At 70.0% G+C, this 17,360-nt stretch carries 16 protein-coding genes; 1 reads left to right on the top strand and 15 read right to left on the bottom strand.

Annotated elements, in window-relative coordinates; genetic code table 11:
* Positions 1 to 5: 5 nt before the first annotated feature.
* The 15 genes from CY658_RS15800 to gspG form a co-directional block, all read right to left on the bottom strand.
* A complete protein-coding gene (locus CY658_RS15800; RefSeq protein ID WP_101491311.1) occupies positions 6 to 2,225 on the bottom strand; it encodes a phosphocholine-specific phospholipase C in 2,220 nt (739 codons plus the stop codon).
* 32 nt (positions 2,226 to 2,257) lie between these two features.
* Positions 2,258 to 2,434, bottom strand: a complete 177-nt coding sequence (locus tag CY658_RS32785) for a hypothetical protein (RefSeq protein WP_180288492.1) — start codon at positions 2,432 to 2,434, stop codon at positions 2,258 to 2,260.
* Positions 2,435 to 2,474: 40 nt separating this feature from the next.
* Complete coding sequence (locus CY658_RS15795) at positions 2,475 to 4,535, bottom strand: LamG-like jellyroll fold domain-containing protein (protein ID WP_101491076.1); 2,061 nt, start codon at positions 4,533 to 4,535, stop codon at positions 2,475 to 2,477.
* 466 nt (positions 4,536 to 5,001) lie between these two features.
* Positions 5,002 to 5,901 (bottom strand): 5'-nucleotidase, encoded by a 900-nt coding sequence (locus tag CY658_RS15790; RefSeq protein WP_062472607.1) that lies wholly within the window; start codon positions 5,899 to 5,901, stop codon positions 5,002 to 5,004.
* A gap of 22 nt (positions 5,902 to 5,923) precedes the next feature.
* Positions 5,924 to 7,168 carry a type II secretion system inner membrane protein GspF gene (gene gspF, locus CY658_RS15785; protein ID WP_101491075.1) on the bottom strand — a complete coding sequence of 415 codons (1,245 nt, stop codon included), beginning with the start codon at positions 7,166 to 7,168 and terminating at the stop codon, positions 5,924 to 5,926.
* A 9-nt stretch (positions 7,169 to 7,177) separates the two neighbouring features.
* The gene (locus CY658_RS15780; RefSeq protein ID WP_099795208.1) at positions 7,178 to 8,569 is read right to left on the bottom strand and encodes a GspE/PulE family protein; all 1,392 of its coding nucleotides are present in this window, start codon (positions 8,567 to 8,569) and stop codon (positions 7,178 to 7,180) included.
* 27 nt (positions 8,570 to 8,596) lie between these two features.
* Positions 8,597 to 10,918 carry a type II secretion system secretin GspD gene (gene gspD / locus CY658_RS15775; RefSeq protein WP_101491074.1) on the bottom strand — a complete coding sequence of 774 codons (2,322 nt, stop codon included), beginning with the start codon at positions 10,916 to 10,918 and terminating at the stop codon, positions 8,597 to 8,599.
* 7 nt (positions 10,919 to 10,925) lie between these two features.
* Positions 10,926 to 11,729 carry a type II secretion system protein N gene (gene gspN / locus CY658_RS15770; RefSeq protein WP_101491073.1) on the bottom strand — a complete coding sequence of 268 codons (804 nt, stop codon included), beginning with the start codon at positions 11,727 to 11,729 and terminating at the stop codon, positions 10,926 to 10,928.
* 23 nt (positions 11,730 to 11,752) lie between these two features.
* Positions 11,753 to 12,304 (bottom strand): type II secretion system protein GspM, encoded by a 552-nt coding sequence (gene gspM, locus CY658_RS15765; RefSeq protein WP_101491072.1) that lies wholly within the window; start codon positions 12,302 to 12,304, stop codon positions 11,753 to 11,755.
* Positions 12,301 to 13,512 carry a type II secretion system protein GspL gene (gene gspL / locus CY658_RS15760; RefSeq protein ID WP_101491071.1) on the bottom strand — a complete coding sequence of 404 codons (1,212 nt, stop codon included), beginning with the start codon at positions 13,510 to 13,512 and terminating at the stop codon, positions 12,301 to 12,303. Before gspL ends, gspM begins: the two co-directional genes overlap by 4 nt.
* Positions 13,513 to 13,641: 129 nt before the next feature.
* Complete coding sequence (gene gspK, locus CY658_RS15755) at positions 13,642 to 14,676, bottom strand: type II secretion system minor pseudopilin GspK (RefSeq protein ID WP_101491070.1); 1,035 nt, start codon at positions 14,674 to 14,676, stop codon at positions 13,642 to 13,644.
* A complete protein-coding gene (locus CY658_RS15750) occupies positions 14,673 to 15,362 on the bottom strand; it encodes a PulJ/GspJ family protein (RefSeq protein WP_101491069.1) in 690 nt (229 codons plus the stop codon). The genes gspK and CY658_RS15750 overlap by 4 nt, the downstream gene beginning before the upstream one ends.
* Complete coding sequence (gspI, locus tag CY658_RS15745) at positions 15,362 to 15,742, bottom strand: type II secretion system minor pseudopilin GspI (RefSeq protein ID WP_101491068.1); 381 nt, start codon at positions 15,740 to 15,742, stop codon at positions 15,362 to 15,364. The genes CY658_RS15750 and gspI overlap by 1 nt, the downstream gene beginning before the upstream one ends.
* Positions 15,739 to 16,245 carry a prepilin-type N-terminal cleavage/methylation domain-containing protein gene (locus CY658_RS15740; RefSeq protein ID WP_101491067.1) on the bottom strand — a complete coding sequence of 169 codons (507 nt, stop codon included), beginning with the start codon at positions 16,243 to 16,245 and terminating at the stop codon, positions 15,739 to 15,741. Before CY658_RS15740 ends, gspI begins: the two co-directional genes overlap by 4 nt.
* Positions 16,220 to 16,660 (bottom strand): type II secretion system major pseudopilin GspG, encoded by a 441-nt coding sequence (gspG, locus tag CY658_RS15735; protein WP_056573020.1) that lies wholly within the window; start codon positions 16,658 to 16,660, stop codon positions 16,220 to 16,222. The genes CY658_RS15740 and gspG overlap by 26 nt, the downstream gene beginning before the upstream one ends.
* A 50-nt stretch (positions 16,661 to 16,710) precedes the next feature.
* Here gspG and CY658_RS15730 point away from each other — a divergent pair, with 50 nt between their 5' ends.
* A complete protein-coding gene (locus CY658_RS15730; RefSeq protein ID WP_101491066.1) occupies positions 16,711 to 17,343 on the top strand; it encodes a type II secretion system protein N in 633 nt (210 codons plus the stop codon).
* Positions 17,344 to 17,360 lie beyond the last annotated feature (17 nt).

Genomic DNA, 17,360 nt, shown 5'->3' with positions numbered 1-17,360 from the left:
CGGCCTCAGGCGCGGGCCGTGCCCATGGCCGGGTCGCTGACCGAATGCCGGCCGGTTTCCACGCGGCCCGCGAAGCGCCGGTAGTAGCTGGTGTCGGCGTCGCAGGTCACCTCGAAGTCGTACCAGGCGCCGCTGGCGGCCAGCTCCCAGTGCTGCTCGGCCGAGGTGCCGCCGGCCACGGTCGCGGTCCACGGGCCGTCGGTGCGGTAGGCCTTGGGACGCACGGTGAACTTGCAGGCGTTGCGACCGCCGTTGAGCATCTGCAGGTAGACATTGCCGTTGGCGATGTCGTAGCACACGCGCACTTCGGGGTTGGGCGCATCGCCGGCGCGCAGGCTGTTCAGGTCGCCGCGGAAATGGCGGTGGAAGCCGTTGGGCCCGAGCACCCACAGGTCGTAGAAGCCCGTGTTGTCGACCATCGCGTTCCAGGTGTCGTCCAGCGTCTTGCCGGCCTCGACCATGTAGCGGCGCGGCAGGCGTTCCAGGTTGAGCTTGTCGTACACATGGAACACGGCGGCGGCCTTGCCGGTGTTGGCGAACACGAGCCGCACCTTGCCGCTGGTGGCGTCGTTGCGTGCGCTCACGTGCAGTTCGTAGGGCAGGGCGCGCGAGGGGCGCGTGCCAGCGGCCTGGCGCGGCAGCTGCGGGTCGGCAGGCATGGGCACCTGCGCCTGGGCTTCCTGTGCCGCGCGCTTGTCGTTCGCCTGCGTCTTGGTCGTGCGGCCGGCCAGCGTGGGCAGTGCCTCGCTGTTGGGCGTGGCGAAGTTGAAGGCGCTCGTGAGGTCGCCGCACACCGCGCGGCGGAACGCGCTGATGTTGGGCTCCTTCACGCCGAAGCGCGTCTCGATGAAGCGGATCACCGAGGTGTGGTCGAAGGCCTGCGAGTTGACCCAGCCGCCGCGGCTCCAGGGCGAGATGATGTACATCGGCACGCGCACGCCGGGGCCGTACACGCGACCGTCTGGCGCGGGCTGCTTGACGGTGCCCGGCGGCTTGGGGTGCGTGAAGCGCTCGAAGGCGATGTCGGTTTCGGGCAGCGTCGTCTTGCCCGCGGCCGAGCCGTCGGGGTTGAGCGAAGGCGCGGCCGGCGACGGGTAGTGGTCGAAGTAGCCGTCGTTCTCATCGAAGTTGATGATCAGCACGGTCTTGCTCCACACCTCGGGCACGGCGGTGAGCGCATCGAGCGTTTCCTGGATGTACCAGCCGCCTTCCACGGGGCTCGACGGGCCGGGGTGCTCCGAATAGGTGGCGGGCGCGACGATCCACGACACCTGCGGCAGCTTGCCGTTCTTCACGTCGTTGCGGAAGGTGTTCAGGTACTCCTCCACGTTGGCGCCGGGCATGGTGTTGGCGATGCCCTTGTACAGCGGGTTGCCGACGTCGTCGCTGGCCGGATCGTAGGCCGGCACCGGGCCGGTGTTCTTGATCGGCTTGCCCGAGGCCTCGCTGGCCTGGCGGTACTGCTTGAAGCCGGTGAGCGGGTTGTCGCCGAAGTTGTCGCGCATGTTTTCATACACGATCCAGGTGATGCCGGCCGCCTGCAGGCGCTCGGGGAAGGTCTTCCACTCGTAGCCGGTGGTCGACGGCGGCGTGTAGCTGTCGTCCCACTCGTTGGTGACCGAGGCCACGCCCGCGCCCGTGGGGCCGTTGGTGCCGGTCCAGTGGAACATGCGGTTCGAGTTGGTGCCCGTGTGCATGCTGCAGTGGTAGCCGTCGCACAGCGTGAAGGCATTGGCCAGCGCGAACTGGTACGGCAGCTCGGCCTGCTCGAGGTAGCCCATGGCCTGGGTGTACGGCGCGGTGCCGGTCTTCTTGTACTTGACCCACTGGTAGGCGCGACCGCCGTCCCAGGCGTTCTGGCCGTCGTTCCAGTCGTGCGGCGTGCCGGCCACGCGCTGTGCGTTGCCCTTGGTCTGGTCCAGGTGGTAGGGCAGCACGGGCGTGCCCGTTTCGTCGGCCTGCTGCCAGACGTTGCGCCCGCCCGGCAGCGGAATCGTGAAGCGGTCGCCGAAACCACGCACGCCCATGAGCGTGCCGAAGTAGTGGTCGAACGAACGGTTCTCCTGCATCAGGATGACGATGTGCTCGACGTCCTTGATGGTGCCGGTCTTGTTGTTCGCCGGAATGGCCAGTGCGCGACGAATGCTCGGCGGGAAGGCCGAGAGTGCGAGGGCGGCAGCGCCGGTGGTGGCGGTGCCCGTGAGGAATTTGCGGCGTGAATTCATGGTCTTGTCGTGGCTGTTCATGAAGTCGCGCGTCAAGGGGCGCAGCGCATTTCGGGCTTCACACCGGTTTCGGGCTGGGGCTGCGGGGGCGGCGTGATGATGGGCGGGAAGCCGCCGCCGTTGTTGTCACTGCCGCCGCAGGCGGACAGCGTGCAAGCCAGGAGGAAGGCGGCCAGCAGCCGCGTGGGGAGGGAAGCTTGAAGCAGCATGGGGTGATCCTCTTTGTGATGTCGTGGAGATCGGGGGTGATCAGGGAGCGAGCGCCGACAGCGGCTGGCCCGAGGTGTAGATGGCCGTGAGTTCTTCGGCGGTGAGCGCGCGGTTCCAGATCGCGAAGTCGTTGAAGTCCATCGCGCCGCGCGGCGAGGCCGACCAGCGCTGGTAGTACAGGCCGGTGGCGTCTTCGTTCAGGGCGATGCCCTTGCCGAGGCCGCCGAGCGCGGCGACCAGTGCGGTCGAGAGCGCGACGCTGCCGGTCTGCGTGCCCTTCACCGGGTCGAACACATAGCCGCTCATGTTCTTGCCGGCCTTGTCGACAACCATCGCCACGTAGACCCAGCGGCCTGCGCTCAGGAAGTGCTTGCCCTTGATCTCGCCGCGGCCGCTGCCGGTGCCGGTGTTGAAGCGCAGCTCGCAGTTGCTGAACAGGCCGAGCGCCAGGCCTGCGTTGTCGCCCGTGTCGTAGTTCTTGTTGGCGATGACCGAGGCGCCGTTGCTCACGCCCTGGCTGCAGGTGGCGTCGGTGCGCAGCCAGAAGCCGAAGGTGAAGGCGGCGACGGCTGCAGACGTGGTCACGTCGCGCGTCTGCAGCAGCTTGTAGCCGGCCATGCCGCTCGCGTTCTTGATGCGGCTGTCCACGCGCAGCGCCTGCACGCGGTAGGGCGGCTGGAAGTTGTCGTCGGCCACGAGCGAACCACTGTCCGCATCCGCAGCCATGGGCACGAGCGTCGCGGCGGCGTTGAGGTCCAGCGCGGGCAGGGCGTCGAGCGGGAACAGATTGACCAAGCCCACCTTCACGTAGGCGATCTGCGCGGAGATCGAGACGCTGGCGCCACCGGCGGCGACCGTGTACTGGAACGCGTAGAGGCCATCGGCCGCGGCCTTGACGGGGTCGGTGTAGCGCGTGGCGCCAGCCGGCAGCGTGGCGATCGGCTTGCCGTCGCGCAGCACCTGCACGGGGCCGCCGAGGTCGCCCGCGAGCGTCCACGAGAGCTCGATGCTGCTGCGGTCGGCGCTGGTGCGCGCCGCGAGTAGCTGCACGGCGGTGGTGGCTTGCAGGGCCTGGCCGTTGAAGTTGTAGGCCGTGGTCGCGGGCAGCGCGCCGAGGTGGCGCAGCACCGTGGGCGCGATGTCGGTTGCGGCGGCCGATTGGCGCAGCGCGTTGTCGTCGGTCGGCGAGGCGGCGCCGACGGCGGGCAGCGCGGGCAAGGTCTTGTTGCTGGCGATGAAGACGGTCTTGTTGTCGATGTCTTTCAGAGACGTGACACCGCCGAAGGCATCGAGGCCGTGGCCGGTCGTGAGGATCACGAGCCAGTCTTCCTTCGCGTCGTTGGCCGTGCGTTGCGCGATGCGCGCGAGCAGCTGGCCGACAGCGGCAGCGGTGTCGGAGACGGCGCGCTGGTAGGTGTCGCTGCGCAGGCCGTTGGCGGCTGCGGCAGCAGGCGCGCTGTACTGCGCGACCAGCAGGTCGTAGCCCGCGCCGATGAGCCGCGTGGTGTTGGCGGTCACGCAGGCGTCGGCACCGGCGCAATCGACGGCGGTGTCGAGCGTGCCGGTTTCCGCGAGCAGCAGGTTCGGATACAGCGTGTTGGCGGTGACCGATGCGGTCAGGTAGCCCGCCTCTTTCTTCTGCTTCGCGAAGGCGAAGACCGAGGGCGCGAGCTTGGCGTCGATGCGTTGGTCGACGGTGTCGGCACGCACCGCGTGGCGCGGCACCCAGGTGCCGGTCAGCAGCGTGGCCCAGCCGGGGCCGTCGGTGACGGGCTGTTCGCTGAGTGCGCCATCGGTGCCGCCGGTCCATGCGGGAGCGAGCTGCAACGATTGCAGCGCGGCGGGCACCTTCTTCTGTGCGATGGCTTCGCGCAATGCTGCATGCGTGAGCCCGTCGATCTCAACGATCAGCGCCTTCGGTCCGCTCTTGCCTTCGTTGGGCGTGTTGGCCGGTGGTGGCGTCGGTGTGCCGCCGCTGATCGGCGGAAAGGCAACGCCACCGCCGCCTCCACCGCCGCAGGCCGCGAGTGCGGCGGAAATCGCAAGGGGCAACAGCCAGCGCGTGAGGGGCGCGGCGTGCGTGGAAGGAGTCGGACGCATCGGAAAAGCCGTTCGGTTCTTGTTGTCTGTCGAAGGAGGTGAAAGCCCGGCGCGAAAAAAAAGTGCCACGAAGGCACTGCGCACCGGACAGGCGACAAGACTAGGGAGAACCCGTTACTCGGCAGTGAACGAGCGATGACAGTGGGACGAAACGCGTGTGACAACGCGCTGGTCTGCGGCTGCTTCAACAGCTGCAAGAGAGGGACTGGGGCGCGTGCCCAGGCCACCGGGTACTTCCCTCCGCGAATGTCCCCCGGCCTGCGGCCTCCTCCTTAATTTCGCTGCGGGAAGCACCCAGTGCCCTGGGCACGGGGAGCAGCGCTGGTGTGCGGTCGATCAACGACCGCACTGCCCAACGATCACGTCGATGGGGTGCCTTGCGCAGTTAAATCAAGGGGGAGGCCGAAGGCCGGAGGACATTCGCGGAGCAAGGTGCCCCGTCGGCGGGATCGCGCCCTGAGCGGCGTCAGGACTCGTTGCTGATGCCGCTAGACACATGCCCCGCAGGCACATGCCGCGACGCCGCGTCGACGTGACCGGTCTGGTCGTCGAAGAAGAAGTCGGGCTCGAACTCGCGCAGGAACTCACCCTTGGGCAGGCCGCCGAGGAACATCGCTTCGTCGACGCGGATGTTCCACTTCATGAGCGTGCGGATCGCGCGCTCGTGCGCCGGCGCGCTGCGCGCCGTGACCAGCGCGGTGCGGATGCGCATCTGCGCATTGCCCGCCATCTGCAGGCGGTGCAGGGCCATCAGCAGCGGCTTGAACGGGCCTTCGGGCAGGGGCAGGTCGGCCTTGCTGAGTTCGTGCGCCTGGAAGGCGTCGAGGCCCTCGGCCTGGAACACGCGCTCGGCCTCGTCGCTGAAGAGCACGGCGTCGCCGTCGAAGGCGATGCGCACTTCGTTCGGCCACGCGTCGCTGGCCTTCACCGATTCGACCAGCACGCGCGCGGCCGGAAAGCCCGCGGCGAGCGCTTCGCGCACGTCTTGTGCGTTTACCGACAGGAACAGGTGCGCGCGCAGCGGGCGCAGGTAGCCGAAGGGCGGGCGGCCTTGGGTGAACACGCCGCGCTGCAGCTTGATGTCGGCCGCGGCGCTCGACTTGAAGATGCGCATGCCCGACACGGGGTCGTTGCGCGAGAGGATGACCACCTCGACGCGCTGCACGCCGTCGTCGTTGAAGCGCAGCAGCTTGCGGATCAGCGACGACGCGATGCCGGGGGCAGCCGGTTCGTCGATGCGGTCGAGCTGCAGCTTCATGTAGCCCTCGTTGTCGCCGGCCTCGAAGATCTTGTTTTCTTCTTCGAGGTTGAAGAGGGCACGCGAGGAGATCGCGACCACGAGTTTGTCTTCGAGCGTTACGGGCATGTGAGGGGCTCCCCGTCCGTCGTCACTTGACGAACTGATTGAGCTGGATGATAGGCAGCATGACGGCCAGCACGATGAGCATGACCACGCCGCCCATGGCGACGATGAGCAGCGGCTCGAGGATGGTGGCCAGGTGCATGGCGCGGCGCTGCACTTCGGCGCCGAGCTGGTTGGCGGCGCGTTGCAGCATCACGGGCAGCGTGCCGGTCTGTTCGCCCAGGCGCGCGAACATCGACACCAGCCCCGGGAAGCGCTTTTTCTGCGCCAATGCCGAGGCCAGCGGCGCGCCTTCGCGCACCAGCACCAGCGCGTCGAGCGCGTCGGCGCGCATGGCGCGGTTGCCCAGCGTTTCGGAGGCCGCCTGCAGCGCGCGCAGGATGGGCACGCCGGCCGTGGCCAGCATGGCGAGCGTGCTTGCGAAGCGCGCCGCGTTGTAGCCGCGCGCGAGCTTGCCGACCAGCGGCAGCTTGAGCCAGGCGGCATCGAACTTGAGGCGGAAGGCTTCCTGCGCCAGAGCGACGCGCACGCCGACGGCCGCGATCACGACAACGCCCAGCATCCACCAGCCGTAGTTGCGCACGGCCGCGCTCAGCGACAGCATCACGGTCGTGAGGAAGGGCAGCGAGCGCTTGGTGCCCGCGAACACCTGGGCCACCTGCGGCACCACGTAGCTCACGAGGAAGATCACGATGACGATCGCCACCAGCGTGACGATGGCGGGGTACAGCGCGGCGCCGATCAGCTTCTGCTGCAGCACCTGGCGCTCTTCGAGGTCGTCGGCGAGGCGTTCGAGCACGAGCCCGAGGTTGCCGCTTTGCTCGCCGGCGCCGATCACGGCGGTGTAGATGGGCGAGAACTCGCGCGGGTGCGCCGACAGCGCGCGCGCGAAGGGCGAGCCCGCGTTGACCTCGGCGCGCAGCGAGGCGACGAGGTTGCGTTGGGGTTCCGATTCGGCCTCGTCGGTGAGGGCCGTGAGCGCACGTTCCAGCGGCAGGCCGGCCGAGATGAGACCGGCGAGCTGGCGTGTCCACACGGCGAGGTTGGTTGAGTTGAAGACCCGCTTGCCGCCGCCGAGCCAGCGCGTGAGCGCGTGGCTCCCGGCGCCGCCACCACCGGCCGCATCGCCACTGCCGACCGGCTTGACCGACAGCGGAATGAGCGCCTGCGCCCGCAGCAGGCCGCGTGCGGCGCGTGCGGTGTCGGCCTCGAGCACGCCTTCGCGCGAGTGGCCGCTGGCATCGATGGCTTCGAAGGAATAGGCGGGCATTGCGGGTCGCTACTCGCGGGTGACGCGCACGAGTTCGGCGCGCGACGTGATGCCGGCCTGCACCAGCCGTTCGCCGTCTTCGCGCATCGAACGCAGACCCCCGCGTGCGCCGGCTTCGAACAGCGCGCTTTCTGCGGCCTTGCCGTGGATGAGTGCCTGCACTTCGTCGTCGGCCACGAGCAGCTCGAAGATGCCGGTGCGGCCCTGGTAGCCGGTCTGGCCGCAGACCTCGCAGCCGGGGCCGCCGCACGCAGTGCAGACCTTGCGCACGAGGCGCTGGGCCAGCACGCCGAGCAGCGACGAACTCAAGAGGAAGGGCTCCACGCCCATGTCGGTCAGGCGCGTGACGGCGCTCACCGAGTCGTTGGTGTGCAGCGTGGCCAGCACGAGGTGGCCGGTGAGCGAAGCCTGGATGGCGATCTGCGCGGTTTCGAAGTCGCGGATTTCGCCGATCATGATCACGTCGGGGTCTTGCCGCAGGATGGCGCGCAAGGCCTTGGCGAAGGTGAGTTCGATCTTCGCGTTGATCTGCGTCTGGCCCACGCCCGGCAGCTCGTACTCGATCGGGTCTTCGACCGTCATGATGTTGCTGCGGCTCGCATCGAGCCGGGCCAGCGCGGCATACAGCGTGGTGGTCTTGCCCGAGCCGGTGGGGCCGGTCACGAGGATGATGCCGTGCGGCTGCGCAATGAGCTTTTCGAAGCGTGCCAGCGAGTCGCCCTGCATGCCCACCGATTCGAGCGTGAGCTTCGATTCGCTCTTGTCCAGCAGACGCAGCACGGCGCGTTCGCCGTGCGCGCTGGGCAGCGTCGACACCCGCACGTCGACCGCGCGCGTGCCGATGCGCAGGCTGATGCGTCCGTCCTGCGGCAGCCGCTTCTCGGAGATGTCGAGGTCGGCCATGATCTTCAGGCGCGAGATCAGCGCGGCATGCAGTGCGCGGTTGGGCTGCACCACTTCGCGCAGCGTGCCGTCGATGCGAAAGCGCACGGACGAGGTGCGCTCGTAGGGCTCGATGTGGATGTCGCTGGCGCCGTCGCGCGCGGCCTGCGTGAGCAGTGCGTTCAGCATGCGGATGATGGGCGCATCGCCGGCGCTGGCCAGCAGATCTTCGACGGCCGGCAGCTCTTGCATCATGCGCGAGAGGTCGGCGTCGTTCTGCACTTCGCTGACCACCGCGGCGGCGCTCGATTCGCCCTGGGCGTAGGCGGCGCTGATGCGTTGGGCGAGCGGGCCGGCGTCGAGCACCTCGAAGGCCTGCACGCCGTACTTGCGGGTCACTTCACCGACCGCGCTGCGCGCCGGGTGGGCAGACATCCACAGCGTGTGGCGGCCGTCGTCCGTGGCTTCGAGCAGCAGTTGCTGGCTGCGGGCGAACGCGTAGGGCAGGGGATAGCGCATGGGGGGCTGGCGTGTGCGGGACGGGGTTCAGGGCGACTCGCGCGAGCTGGTCGGATCGGAGGTGGGCGGCAGCGCGCCGCGCAGCGGGCTGGGCGCGAGCCGGCGGTTGTCGCTCGCGGGGCGCGGTGGCGGGATGAGCTGCGTGCCTTCCATGCGGGTCTTGCTGCCGTCGTTGCTGTTCAGGCGGTTGATGCGCACCAGCGGCGCCTCGGGCAGCACGGGCGCCGAGTCGACACCGCGCAGCATGATGTTGTCGGTGTTGGGCTGCGTGCGCTGCTGCATGCCGCGGATCTCGTCGTAGCGGTCGTAGGCGAAGGCTTCGGTGGAGGCACCGTCGCGCATCACGGCGGGGCGCAGGAACATCATGAGGTTGCTCTTGTCGCGCGTGCGCACCTCGTTCTTGAACAGGTTGCCGAACACGGGGATGTCGCCGGCCAGCGGCACCTTCTCGATGGTGTTGCCGTAGTTGTCCGACAGCAGGCCGCCGAGCATGACGAGGCCGCCGTCTTCGACCAGCACGCTCGACTCGATGGAGCGCTTGTTGGTGGTCGGGCCGTTCGGGTCTTTCACGGTGTTCTGGTCGACCGTGGAGGTCTCCTGGAAGATGGTCATCTTCACGGTGCCGTTCTCGTTGATGGTCGGGCGCACGCGCAGGGTGAGGCCCACGTCCTTGCGTTCCACCGTGGTGAACGGGTTGATGCCGACCGAGCCCGAGGTGCTGGCGTACTGGCCGGTCACGAAGGGCACGTTCTGGCCGATGACGATCTTGGCTTCTTCGTTGTCCAGGGTCAGCAGGTTGGGCGTGGAGAGCACGTTGGCGTCGCCGTCGCTGTTGAAGAAGTTGGCGATGGCGCCCAGGATGTACTGGCCGCCGATCTTGCCGGCGATGCCCAGGTTCAGGCCGGTGGAGGGCCGGATGCCGGCCACGTCGCGCGTGGCCAGTGCCTGCGTCAGCGCCAGGATGTTGGCGCTGGCCAGGCTGGAGTTGGTGCCGATGACGGCGTTGTTGCCCAGCGCGCTCTGCCACTGCACGCCGAAGTTGGCGGCCTTCTTGGCGCTGACCTCGACGATGAGCGCTTCGATCATCACCTGCGCGCGGCGGCCGTCGAGCCTGTCGATCACGGCGCGCATCTGGCGGTACTGCGGCTCGGGCGCGGTGATGATCAGCGAGTTGGTGCTCGGGTCGGCCTGGATCTGGCCGCCGGTGGACGGCTGGTTGGCGTTGTTCAGCGGCGCGTTGGCCGCGGCCGAACCGCCGCCCTGGTTGTTGCCGCCGAAGCCGGCCTGCATCTGCTGCGGCATGCCGGCCGGCGGCACCGACGAACCTGCGCTGCCCGCGGCGCCGGGCGCACCGGGCACCTGCGACTGCTGCTGGCTCGCGGCCATGGCGGCGCGCAGCGTGGCCGCGAGGCGCACCGCATCGGCGTTCTTGAGGTAGACCACGTAGATGTTGCCGGCCGCGCCGTTGCTGGTTTCGGCTGGCGCGCGGTCGAGCTTCTCGACCAGCGTGCGCACGAGCTGCGCGCGCGCGGGGTTGGCGGCGCGAAGAATCAGCGAGTTGCTGCGCGGGTCGGCCATCAGCGTGGTGCGGAACGACGCATCGGCCCCGCCCGGCGCGGCGGCACCCGGCGTGCTCGCGCCACCGCCGTCGACCAGCCGCGTGACCAGCGGCACCATGTCGGTGGCCACCGAATGCTTGAGCTGGATCACCTCGATGTCGGACGCGTTGGGCACGTCGAGCGACGCGATGATGCGCGCCAGCCGGCGCATGTTGTCGGCGTAGTCGGTGATCACGAGCGAGTTGTTGCCCGGGTTCACGTTGATGGTGTTGTTCGGCGGGATCAGCGGGCGCAGCACCGGCAGCAGGCTGTTGGCCGACTCGTAGTTCAGGCGAAAGATCTGCGTGACGATCTGGTTGCCCGCAGCCGAGCTGGCGCCGCTGATGGAGGTGTTGACGGTGCTGGTCTGCAGCTTGGCGTCGGCCTCGGGCACCACCTTGTAGAGGCCGTCGGCCTCGACCACCGCGAAGCCCTGCAGGCGCAGCGCAGCGGCAAACTGGTTGAACGCGGCGGCCGGCGCCAGCGGGCGGTCGGTGACGAGGTTCATGGTGCCCTTGACGCGCGGATCGACCACCACGTCGCGCCCGGTGACCACGGCCATGGTGCGGGCCACGGCCTCGATGTCGGCGGCGGCAAAGTTCAGCGTGATCGGTTCGCCGCGCCGCGGGGCGTCGCCGGTCTGTGCATAGGCGGCCGGCAAGACCGGCACGAACGACGCCGCGATCAGCAGGCGTACCGCGAGCGCAATGAGGCCGGGGCGGGCGCCGGACGAGGACAGAGGCTTCTTCATGGTCGGATCAACCCAGGGTGATGATCGAGCGCGCACCGTCGCGCCGCCCGATGATGTTCAACAAATTGGAAAGTGCGTCTTCGCGGCCCGGTGCCGCGCTGGCTTCGCCGGTGAAGCGCAACGCGGTGCCGCTCCAGCTGCCGCTGCCGTTCAGTTCAAGGCTGCCTTCGCGCGTGCTCAGCAGCAGCGTGGGCCGCGTGCCGCCTTCGAGCGACAGGCGGTAGCTGCCCATCGGCCGCAAGGTCGACAGGGCGGATGAAACGTCGGTGGCGTCGAGCGTGGCCTGGCCTTCGATGCGCAAGGCAGGGCCGTCCCACTGCATGGCGAAGGCGCGCGTGGTGAGGTCGAGCGCGCCTTCGAGCTTGAGCGTGTTCCAGGGCGCGCCCAGGCCGGTGAGCAGCGTGGCGGGCCAGCGCGAGCGGGCGTCCTGCCAGGTGAGCTGCAGGCCGTCGGCGCGCGGGCTGGCTTGCAGGCCCAGCGGCTGCGCCGCGCAGCAGGAAAGGTCAAGGCGTGCCGAGAGGCCGCGCCAGTTCGGCCACATTCGCCAGTTCAACAGGCCCGGCAACGAAACGGCCTGCGCGCCGCCGGCGCCGCTGGCGAACACGACGGCGGCGGTGCCGCTCCAGACCGTGCCGCGCGGGTTGACCAGCAGCAGACGGCCTTGCGTCCAGCCCGACAGCGCCGATGCCAGCCAGCGTGCCGGTGCGAACAGCACGACCGCGACCAGCACGCCGGTGACGGCGCCGAGCACAGCCCAGCGCCAGCTGCCGCGGCGCGGCTGGAGGTCGGGGGCCGGAGAGCGTCTCGCCATGCCGTGCGTTGCGTGGGGGTGCTTCAGCGCGGGGCGGGCAGCGCCATCACGAGCGTGCCGTCCCAGCGGGGTTGCGGTGGTTGGTCGGGCGTGGCGGGCGCAGGCTTGGCGCCCGGCGGCGGCGGTGCGACGGGCGCGCGCGTCAGGTGCACTTCGCGCGGCACGGCGTGGGCATTGCCGCGCGCCTGTGCGAGCCATTGCGCCAGGTTCTGGGCGGGCGCGCCGCGCAGCGTGACGGTGGCGCCGCCGTCGCCACCGGCCGTCATGAGCTGGGCGTTCGTGACGCCGAGGCCGTCGCGCACCGAGCTTTCGAGTGCGCGCAGTGCGTCGTCACGCGCCAGGCGCGGTTGCGACTGCAGCGCCTTTGCGCGGTTCTGCAAGGTGGCCATCTGCTGGAGCTGGGCGTCGAGCCGTGCGTGTTCGGCCGGTGCCGCGGCCAGCGTGCGCAGCGCGGGGGCGAGCGCAATCCACCAGAGCAAGGCCAGTGCCACCAGCGCGACGGCGCCGATGACGAGGCGGCGCTCGCGCATCCCGAGGACGGCCCAGCGGGCCTTGAGTTGTTCGCTGAAGTTCATCGGTTGGCCTCGGCCTGCACCAGCAGCAGATCGCCTTCGGTGCGCACCTGGTAGCCGCGCGGCGACAGCACGCTGGTGATCTGCGTGACCTCCTGCGGCTGCAGCCCGAGGCCACGCAGGCGCAGCTGGCCGGCGCTGAAATCGATCGCGCTCGGGGAGCGGCCGGACGGCAGGGCGGCGGCGATCGCGCCGACCATGGGTTCGAAATCGCTCGGTGCCACGTCGCCCACGGCCTGTTGCAGCGCGGCGACCTCGCGGCCCATCTGCAGCGGCGCGTCGACCACGATCTTCACCGAGGGGAAGGTCTGGATCAGGATGGCGCGTGTGGCCTGGCGCTTGGACTCGAGCGCGTTGCGCTCCTTCCAGGCCCAGGCGTTCAGGCCGATGAGCTGCGTCAGCAGCAGCACCACGATGCCCCAGCGCGCGGCGCGCCATTCGGGCGCGAAGCGCAGCGTCTGCAGCACCGAGGCGAACTTCTTGCCGGCGCGCGCGCGGCCCGTCACGGCGAGGTCGAACTGCGCGAGCTCCCAGGGCGTGCGCGTGGCGTGCAGCCAGCGCTGCGGCGCTTGCACGATCGGCACACGGCGCTCCAGCAGGTGCTCCGCCGCTTCGGCCACGGCGGGTTCGGTGCTGATGACGGCGGTGTCGAGCGGCAGGCTGTTCGACAGGGCCAGGCCCGCACCGGCCAGCGGCAGCGAGACCACGCCGTCGCCGTCGCAAACGGTGAGCTGCGGCGCTTCGGCCTCACCCGTGATCTGCAGCAGCGGCGGCGCATCGGCCGGCTGCGGCGTGAATTCGGGAACGATGCGCACGACGCGCCGGCCGGCCGCTTCGAGCCCTTGCACGACGCTGCGCAGCCAGATGCGGTTGCAGGCCGCGACCCACACGGGCTCGCCGGCCTTGGCGTCGGGGGCGAGCGCGAAGTGCAGGGTTTCCGGTTCGTCGAGCAGATGCTCTTCGAGCAGGCCGTCGAGCACGGCGCGCAGCTTCGAGGTGCTGCCCATGCTGCCCTTGGGCAAGGTGACGCGGTGCCACGAGAGCGCCGCAGACGGAATGCCGAGCGTGACCTCGGGGCCCGACGGCAGCAGTGCCAGCAGCGCACGGCCCTGGTCGCGCAGGGCGATGCCGTCCTCACCGGCCTGGGCCCAGTCGTACTCACCCGCGGCATCGGCCGGAGGGAGGGGAGCAATGAGCAGCAGCGGGGTCATGTAGGGGGTGTCGGAAAAGCCGGAGATTGTAGGGGGTGGCTTACAAGTTGTTGCTATTGTTTGAATAGCATACCTTGCAGAGACTACGTGCGTTTGACGGTGTTTTGAGTGGACAAAAGTTAACGGGACTCAGGGTTTTGCCGGAGGCGTGGTGGCGCCCGCGCCACGGGTGCGCCAGACGGTGGTCACGGCCAGGCCCTTGCGAAAGAGCAGCGAATGTTCTTCGACCCAGGTGCGGTCCAGCCGCAGCCGGCCGTACACCTCGAAATACTGGGTGCCCACGCCGTGCTGGGCCGCGTTGAAGCGCGAGCCGCCGCTGGGCAGGCCGGCGTTGGCCTCTTCGATGTTCTTGAAGAAGGATCGGGTGCGCCGCTCCACCAGCTGGCGCGCGCTGGCAATGCCCAGCGATTCGACGCTCGCGCTGATGGCCTCGGCGCTGGCCGTGTTGAGGTTGAGCGTGGTGCGCTCGGGCAGGATCGTCACGTAGGGCTCGAGCGCGGCGGCGGTGGCGGGCGAGAGACCGAGCCACACGAGTTGCGCGACTTCCTGCGGCATCAGCGGGGCGCCGCCGGTGTCGGCGCTGGCATCGCTGCTGCCACCGCCGCTACCGGCCGAGGCAGCGTCGGTGCTGCCGGTGTGCAGCGCGCTCGCGAGCCGCGTGGTCATCTGGCCGAGCTCGCCGGCCGGCAGGCCGAGCAGGTTGAAGAGCCGCGTGAAGGTGGCCACGCTCGCGGGCACCGGCTTGCCGGCATCCACCAGCGACAGCACGTTGAGCTTGGACTGCGCGTCGACGATGCGGCCCGACAGGAACGCGTCGGGCAGGCCTTCGAGGTTGTCGCTGGCCACGTTCTTTTCGGCCGAGAGAAAGCTGGTGAGGCGGGCTTCTTCGAGGGGCACGGCCCATGGCTCGCCGAGATGGTCGGGGCCGCCGGCGCGGCCGTCTTCGCCGAGGATCAGGCGCGACCAGTCGAGCGCGCCGATCAGCACCCAAGCCGCCTGCACGCGCGCGCGCTCGGCGCCTTCGACCTCGGCGGAGCGCCACTGCTGCCAGAGCGCCGCGGCGGAAAAGGTGGCGACCAGCATCACGGTCAGCATGGCGGCGAGCAGCGCGGCGCCGGACTGGCGGCGTGTGCTTGCCGTGCGACTTGGTCGCGGCGCGGTCATGAGCGCGGCCCCCCGAGTGTCGGCCGGACCCAGTCGCGCGTGAGCGTGCCCGATAGCCCGTCGCCGGGCGGCAGGGACAGCACGAGCCGCACGCCGTCGGGCATGGCGACGAGTGCGCCGGCCGGGTTGGACGGGTTCGCTGCCGCGACGGGCAGCGGCTCGGCCGGCACCCAGGCGTTGTTGCGGAAGTACGCGAGCTGCCAGCTGTTGACGGGCATCAATGCCACGTCGGTGGCGCCGCCGGTGGGCGCGGCGCCATCCTGTGCCCAGGCGGCCGCGAGGTTCCAGGCCTGCACCCATTCGCCGCGCGTGGCGAAGGGCGCCGACTGCCAGCGCCGCCAGCGCGTGCCGTCGGCGCCGGGGCGCAGCGCCCAGGCGACGACCTGCACGGTCGGCGTGCTGGTGTCGCTGCCGCGGCGCGTCATGCGCAGCACGCGGCCGTCCCAGTCGATCGGGCGTGTCTGCGCGAGCAGGGTGACGGCATCGAGGTCGGCGCTCCATTGCGCGAGCGTGGCCTGCAGCGTGAGCACCGCGTCGGCGCGCAACTGGTTCTGCGTGGTGGCGCGCGACATGCTGTCCAGGCCGCGCCAGCTCACGAGCGCGAGCAGCGCCATCACGGCGATGGCGACCAGCAGCTCGATCAGCGTGAAGCCGCGTGCGCGCGAAGGCTTGCGGATGTGCGCCATCAGACGCGCCCCACCACGGTCGAGACGCGCAGCAGCGGTGCGCTGCCTTCGTCGCGCACCTGCACGTCGACGCGCCGGAAGTTCGGGTTGAGCGTGGGCACGGTCGTGGTCGTCACGAGGAAGGTGAGGCCGGCCTGCAGGCAGATCGAACCCGAGTCGCCGATGGCCGGCATCTGCCGCGACAGGCGCGCCTTGGCGAGTTCGTTTTCGGCGCACAGGCCGGCCAGCACGAGGTCGGACTGACGCTGCGCATTGCGCGTGAGCGACATCGTGGCCTGCGAGCCGGCCGCGAGCGCGAGCGCGACGATGCCGAGCGCGATCAGCACCTCGATCAGCGTGAAGCCGCGGCTGGAGCCGGCGCGCCGCAGCCGTTGTTTCATGGCACGGCGAACACGGTGAAGGGCCGCAGCCCGTCGGTGGCAACGCGCAGCATGCGCGCGGGCGGGCCCTCGCTGTGCAGCATGACCTGCTGCGCCGGAATGATGGGGTCGGGGCCGAGCTGCAGCGCCGCCACCGGCGTGCCGCCGCCCAGCAGGGGCTGGGCTGTGATGCCCGCGTGGATCCAACCGGTGGGAAGTGCGTCGGCCGGCAGGCCGTCGAAGACGAAGCCGCCGCCTTCAACGAGGCGCCAGCGCACCATGACGCCGCTGGCGCGCGACTGGGCGCGGGCCGATTCGAGCAGGGCGGCGAGGCGGTCGGCCTCGCGATCGAGCGCGGCGGCGTTGCTGTCGCGCATTGCGAAGCTCACGCTGGCGGTCGCGATGGCGATGATCGCGATCACCACGATCAGCTCCAGCAATGTGAAGCCGCGCACCGCGCGAGGGGATGGCAGCACAGCGCGGCCGAGGGCGATGTGTTTACTGCCAGCTGCCGATGTCGGCATTCTTGCCCTCGCCGCCGCTCTGTCCGTCGGCGCCGAAGGAGAGCACGTCGATTTCGCCCTTGATGCCCGGGTTCATGTACTGGTACGGATGGCCCCAGGGGTCGTTGGGCAGCTTCTCGACGTAGGGCTTCCAGTTGGGTGCGGCCGGGCCCGCGGTGGGGCGGGTCAGCAGCGACTGCAGGCCCTGCTCGGCGGTCGGGTAGCGCTGGTTGTCGAGGCGGTAGAGCTTGAGCGCCTGCATCAGGTTGTTGATGTCGGTGCGGGCGGCGGTGACGCGGGCGTCGTCGGCGCGCTCGATCACGTTCGGGACGATCAACGCCGCGAGCACGCCGATGATGACAAGCACCACCATGAGTTCGATCAGCGTGAAGCCGCGCTGGGCGGTGCGGGAGACGGAACGAAGGAGTTTGTTCATAGCTTGCGGGGACATGAGGCAGTAAGCGCGCTGCATGATAATCCGCGGCCATGACAAGTCCTTACTCCGCAGCCCGCTGGCATGCCCCACTTGCAACGACGGGGCTTTGGGCGTTGGCCGCAGGCGCCGCGGTGTTCTGGGCGCTGCGGCTGGCGTCCCCGGCCGATGCCGTGGCCGCTGCGGCCACGATGCCGCGTGCACCGGTCGCGGCCGATGCCGAGGCGGTGGCCCGGTTGCTGGGCGTGGTCACGGTGACGTCGAACGCCCCCGTGGCGCCGGAGGCCGCGAGCCGCTTCGCGCTGTCGGGCGTGGTGGCGGACCCGTCGAACCAGGGCGCGGCGCTGATCTCGATCGACGGCAAGCCGCCGCGGCCGTTCCGCGTCGGCTCGAAGGTCGGTGAAAGCTATGTGCTGCAGTCGGTGGGTGTGCGCGCGGCGACGCTCGGTGCCCAGCGCGACGGGCCGGCGGCGTTCACGCTGCAACTGCCGGTGCGTGCGCCGCTGAGCATGGGGCTTCCGACGCCGCCTGCCGGGCTGCCCACGGTGCAGTCACCTGCGCCGGCCGGGCTGTTGCCGGCCACGATGCCGGCGGTGGCGATGCCGCCGCAGCAGCAACTGCAACCTGCCGCCACAGCGGGCGCCGCGATGGAGCCGCCGCCGCAGGCGCAGACCCCTGCGCAGTAAGCGCAGCGGTCTCTTTC

Source organism: Variovorax sp. RO1, from assembly GCF_002849325.1.
In the GTDB taxonomy this organism is placed as follows: Bacteria; Pseudomonadota; Gammaproteobacteria; order Burkholderiales; family Burkholderiaceae_C; genus Variovorax.
This window is presented reverse-complemented; position numbering and strand designations above follow the sequence as displayed.

What these genes read in the sequence shown, in the direction of transcription:
- CY658_RS15800 (WP_101491311.1), bottom strand. Translation starts at nt 2,225, where the DNA reads ATGAATTCACGCCGCAAATTCCTCACGGGCACCGCCACCACCGGCGCT.
- CY658_RS32785 (WP_180288492.1), bottom strand. Translation starts at nt 2,434, where the DNA reads ATGCTGCTTCAAGCTTCCCTCCCCACGCGGCTGCTGGCCGCCTTCCTC.
- CY658_RS15795 (WP_101491076.1), bottom strand. Translation starts at nt 4,535, where the DNA reads ATGCGTCCGACTCCTTCCACGCACGCCGCGCCCCTCACGCGCTGGCTG.
- CY658_RS15790 (WP_062472607.1), bottom strand. Translation starts at nt 5,901, where the DNA reads ATGCCCGTAACGCTCGAAGACAAACTCGTGGTCGCGATCTCCTCGCGT.
- gspF (WP_101491075.1), bottom strand. Translation starts at nt 7,168, where the DNA reads ATGCCCGCCTATTCCTTCGAAGCCATCGATGCCAGCGGCCACTCGCGC.
- CY658_RS15780 (WP_099795208.1), bottom strand. Translation starts at nt 8,569, where the DNA reads ATGCGCTATCCCCTGCCCTACGCGTTCGCCCGCAGCCAGCAACTGCTG.
- gspD (WP_101491074.1), bottom strand. Translation starts at nt 10,918, where the DNA reads ATGAAGAAGCCTCTGTCCTCGTCCGGCGCCCGCCCCGGCCTCATTGCG.
- gspN (WP_101491073.1), bottom strand. Translation starts at nt 11,729, where the DNA reads ATGGCGAGACGCTCTCCGGCCCCCGACCTCCAGCCGCGCCGCGGCAGC.
- gspM (WP_101491072.1), bottom strand. Translation starts at nt 12,304, where the DNA reads ATGAACTTCAGCGAACAACTCAAGGCCCGCTGGGCCGTCCTCGGGATG.
- gspL (WP_101491071.1), bottom strand. Translation starts at nt 13,512, where the DNA reads ATGACCCCGCTGCTGCTCATTGCTCCCCTCCCTCCGGCCGATGCCGCG.
- gspK (WP_101491070.1), bottom strand. Translation starts at nt 14,676, where the DNA reads ATGACCGCGCCGCGACCAAGTCGCACGGCAAGCACACGCCGCCAGTCC.
- CY658_RS15750 (WP_101491069.1), bottom strand. Translation starts at nt 15,362, where the DNA reads ATGGCGCACATCCGCAAGCCTTCGCGCGCACGCGGCTTCACGCTGATC.
- gspI (WP_101491068.1), bottom strand. Translation starts at nt 15,742, where the DNA reads ATGAAACAACGGCTGCGGCGCGCCGGCTCCAGCCGCGGCTTCACGCTG.
- CY658_RS15740 (WP_101491067.1), bottom strand. Translation starts at nt 16,245, where the DNA reads ATGCCGACATCGGCAGCTGGCAGTAAACACATCGCCCTCGGCCGCGCT.
- gspG (WP_056573020.1), bottom strand. Translation starts at nt 16,660, where the DNA reads ATGAACAAACTCCTTCGTTCCGTCTCCCGCACCGCCCAGCGCGGCTTC.
- CY658_RS15730 (WP_101491066.1), top strand. Translation starts at nt 16,711, where the DNA reads ATGACAAGTCCTTACTCCGCAGCCCGCTGGCATGCCCCACTTGCAACG.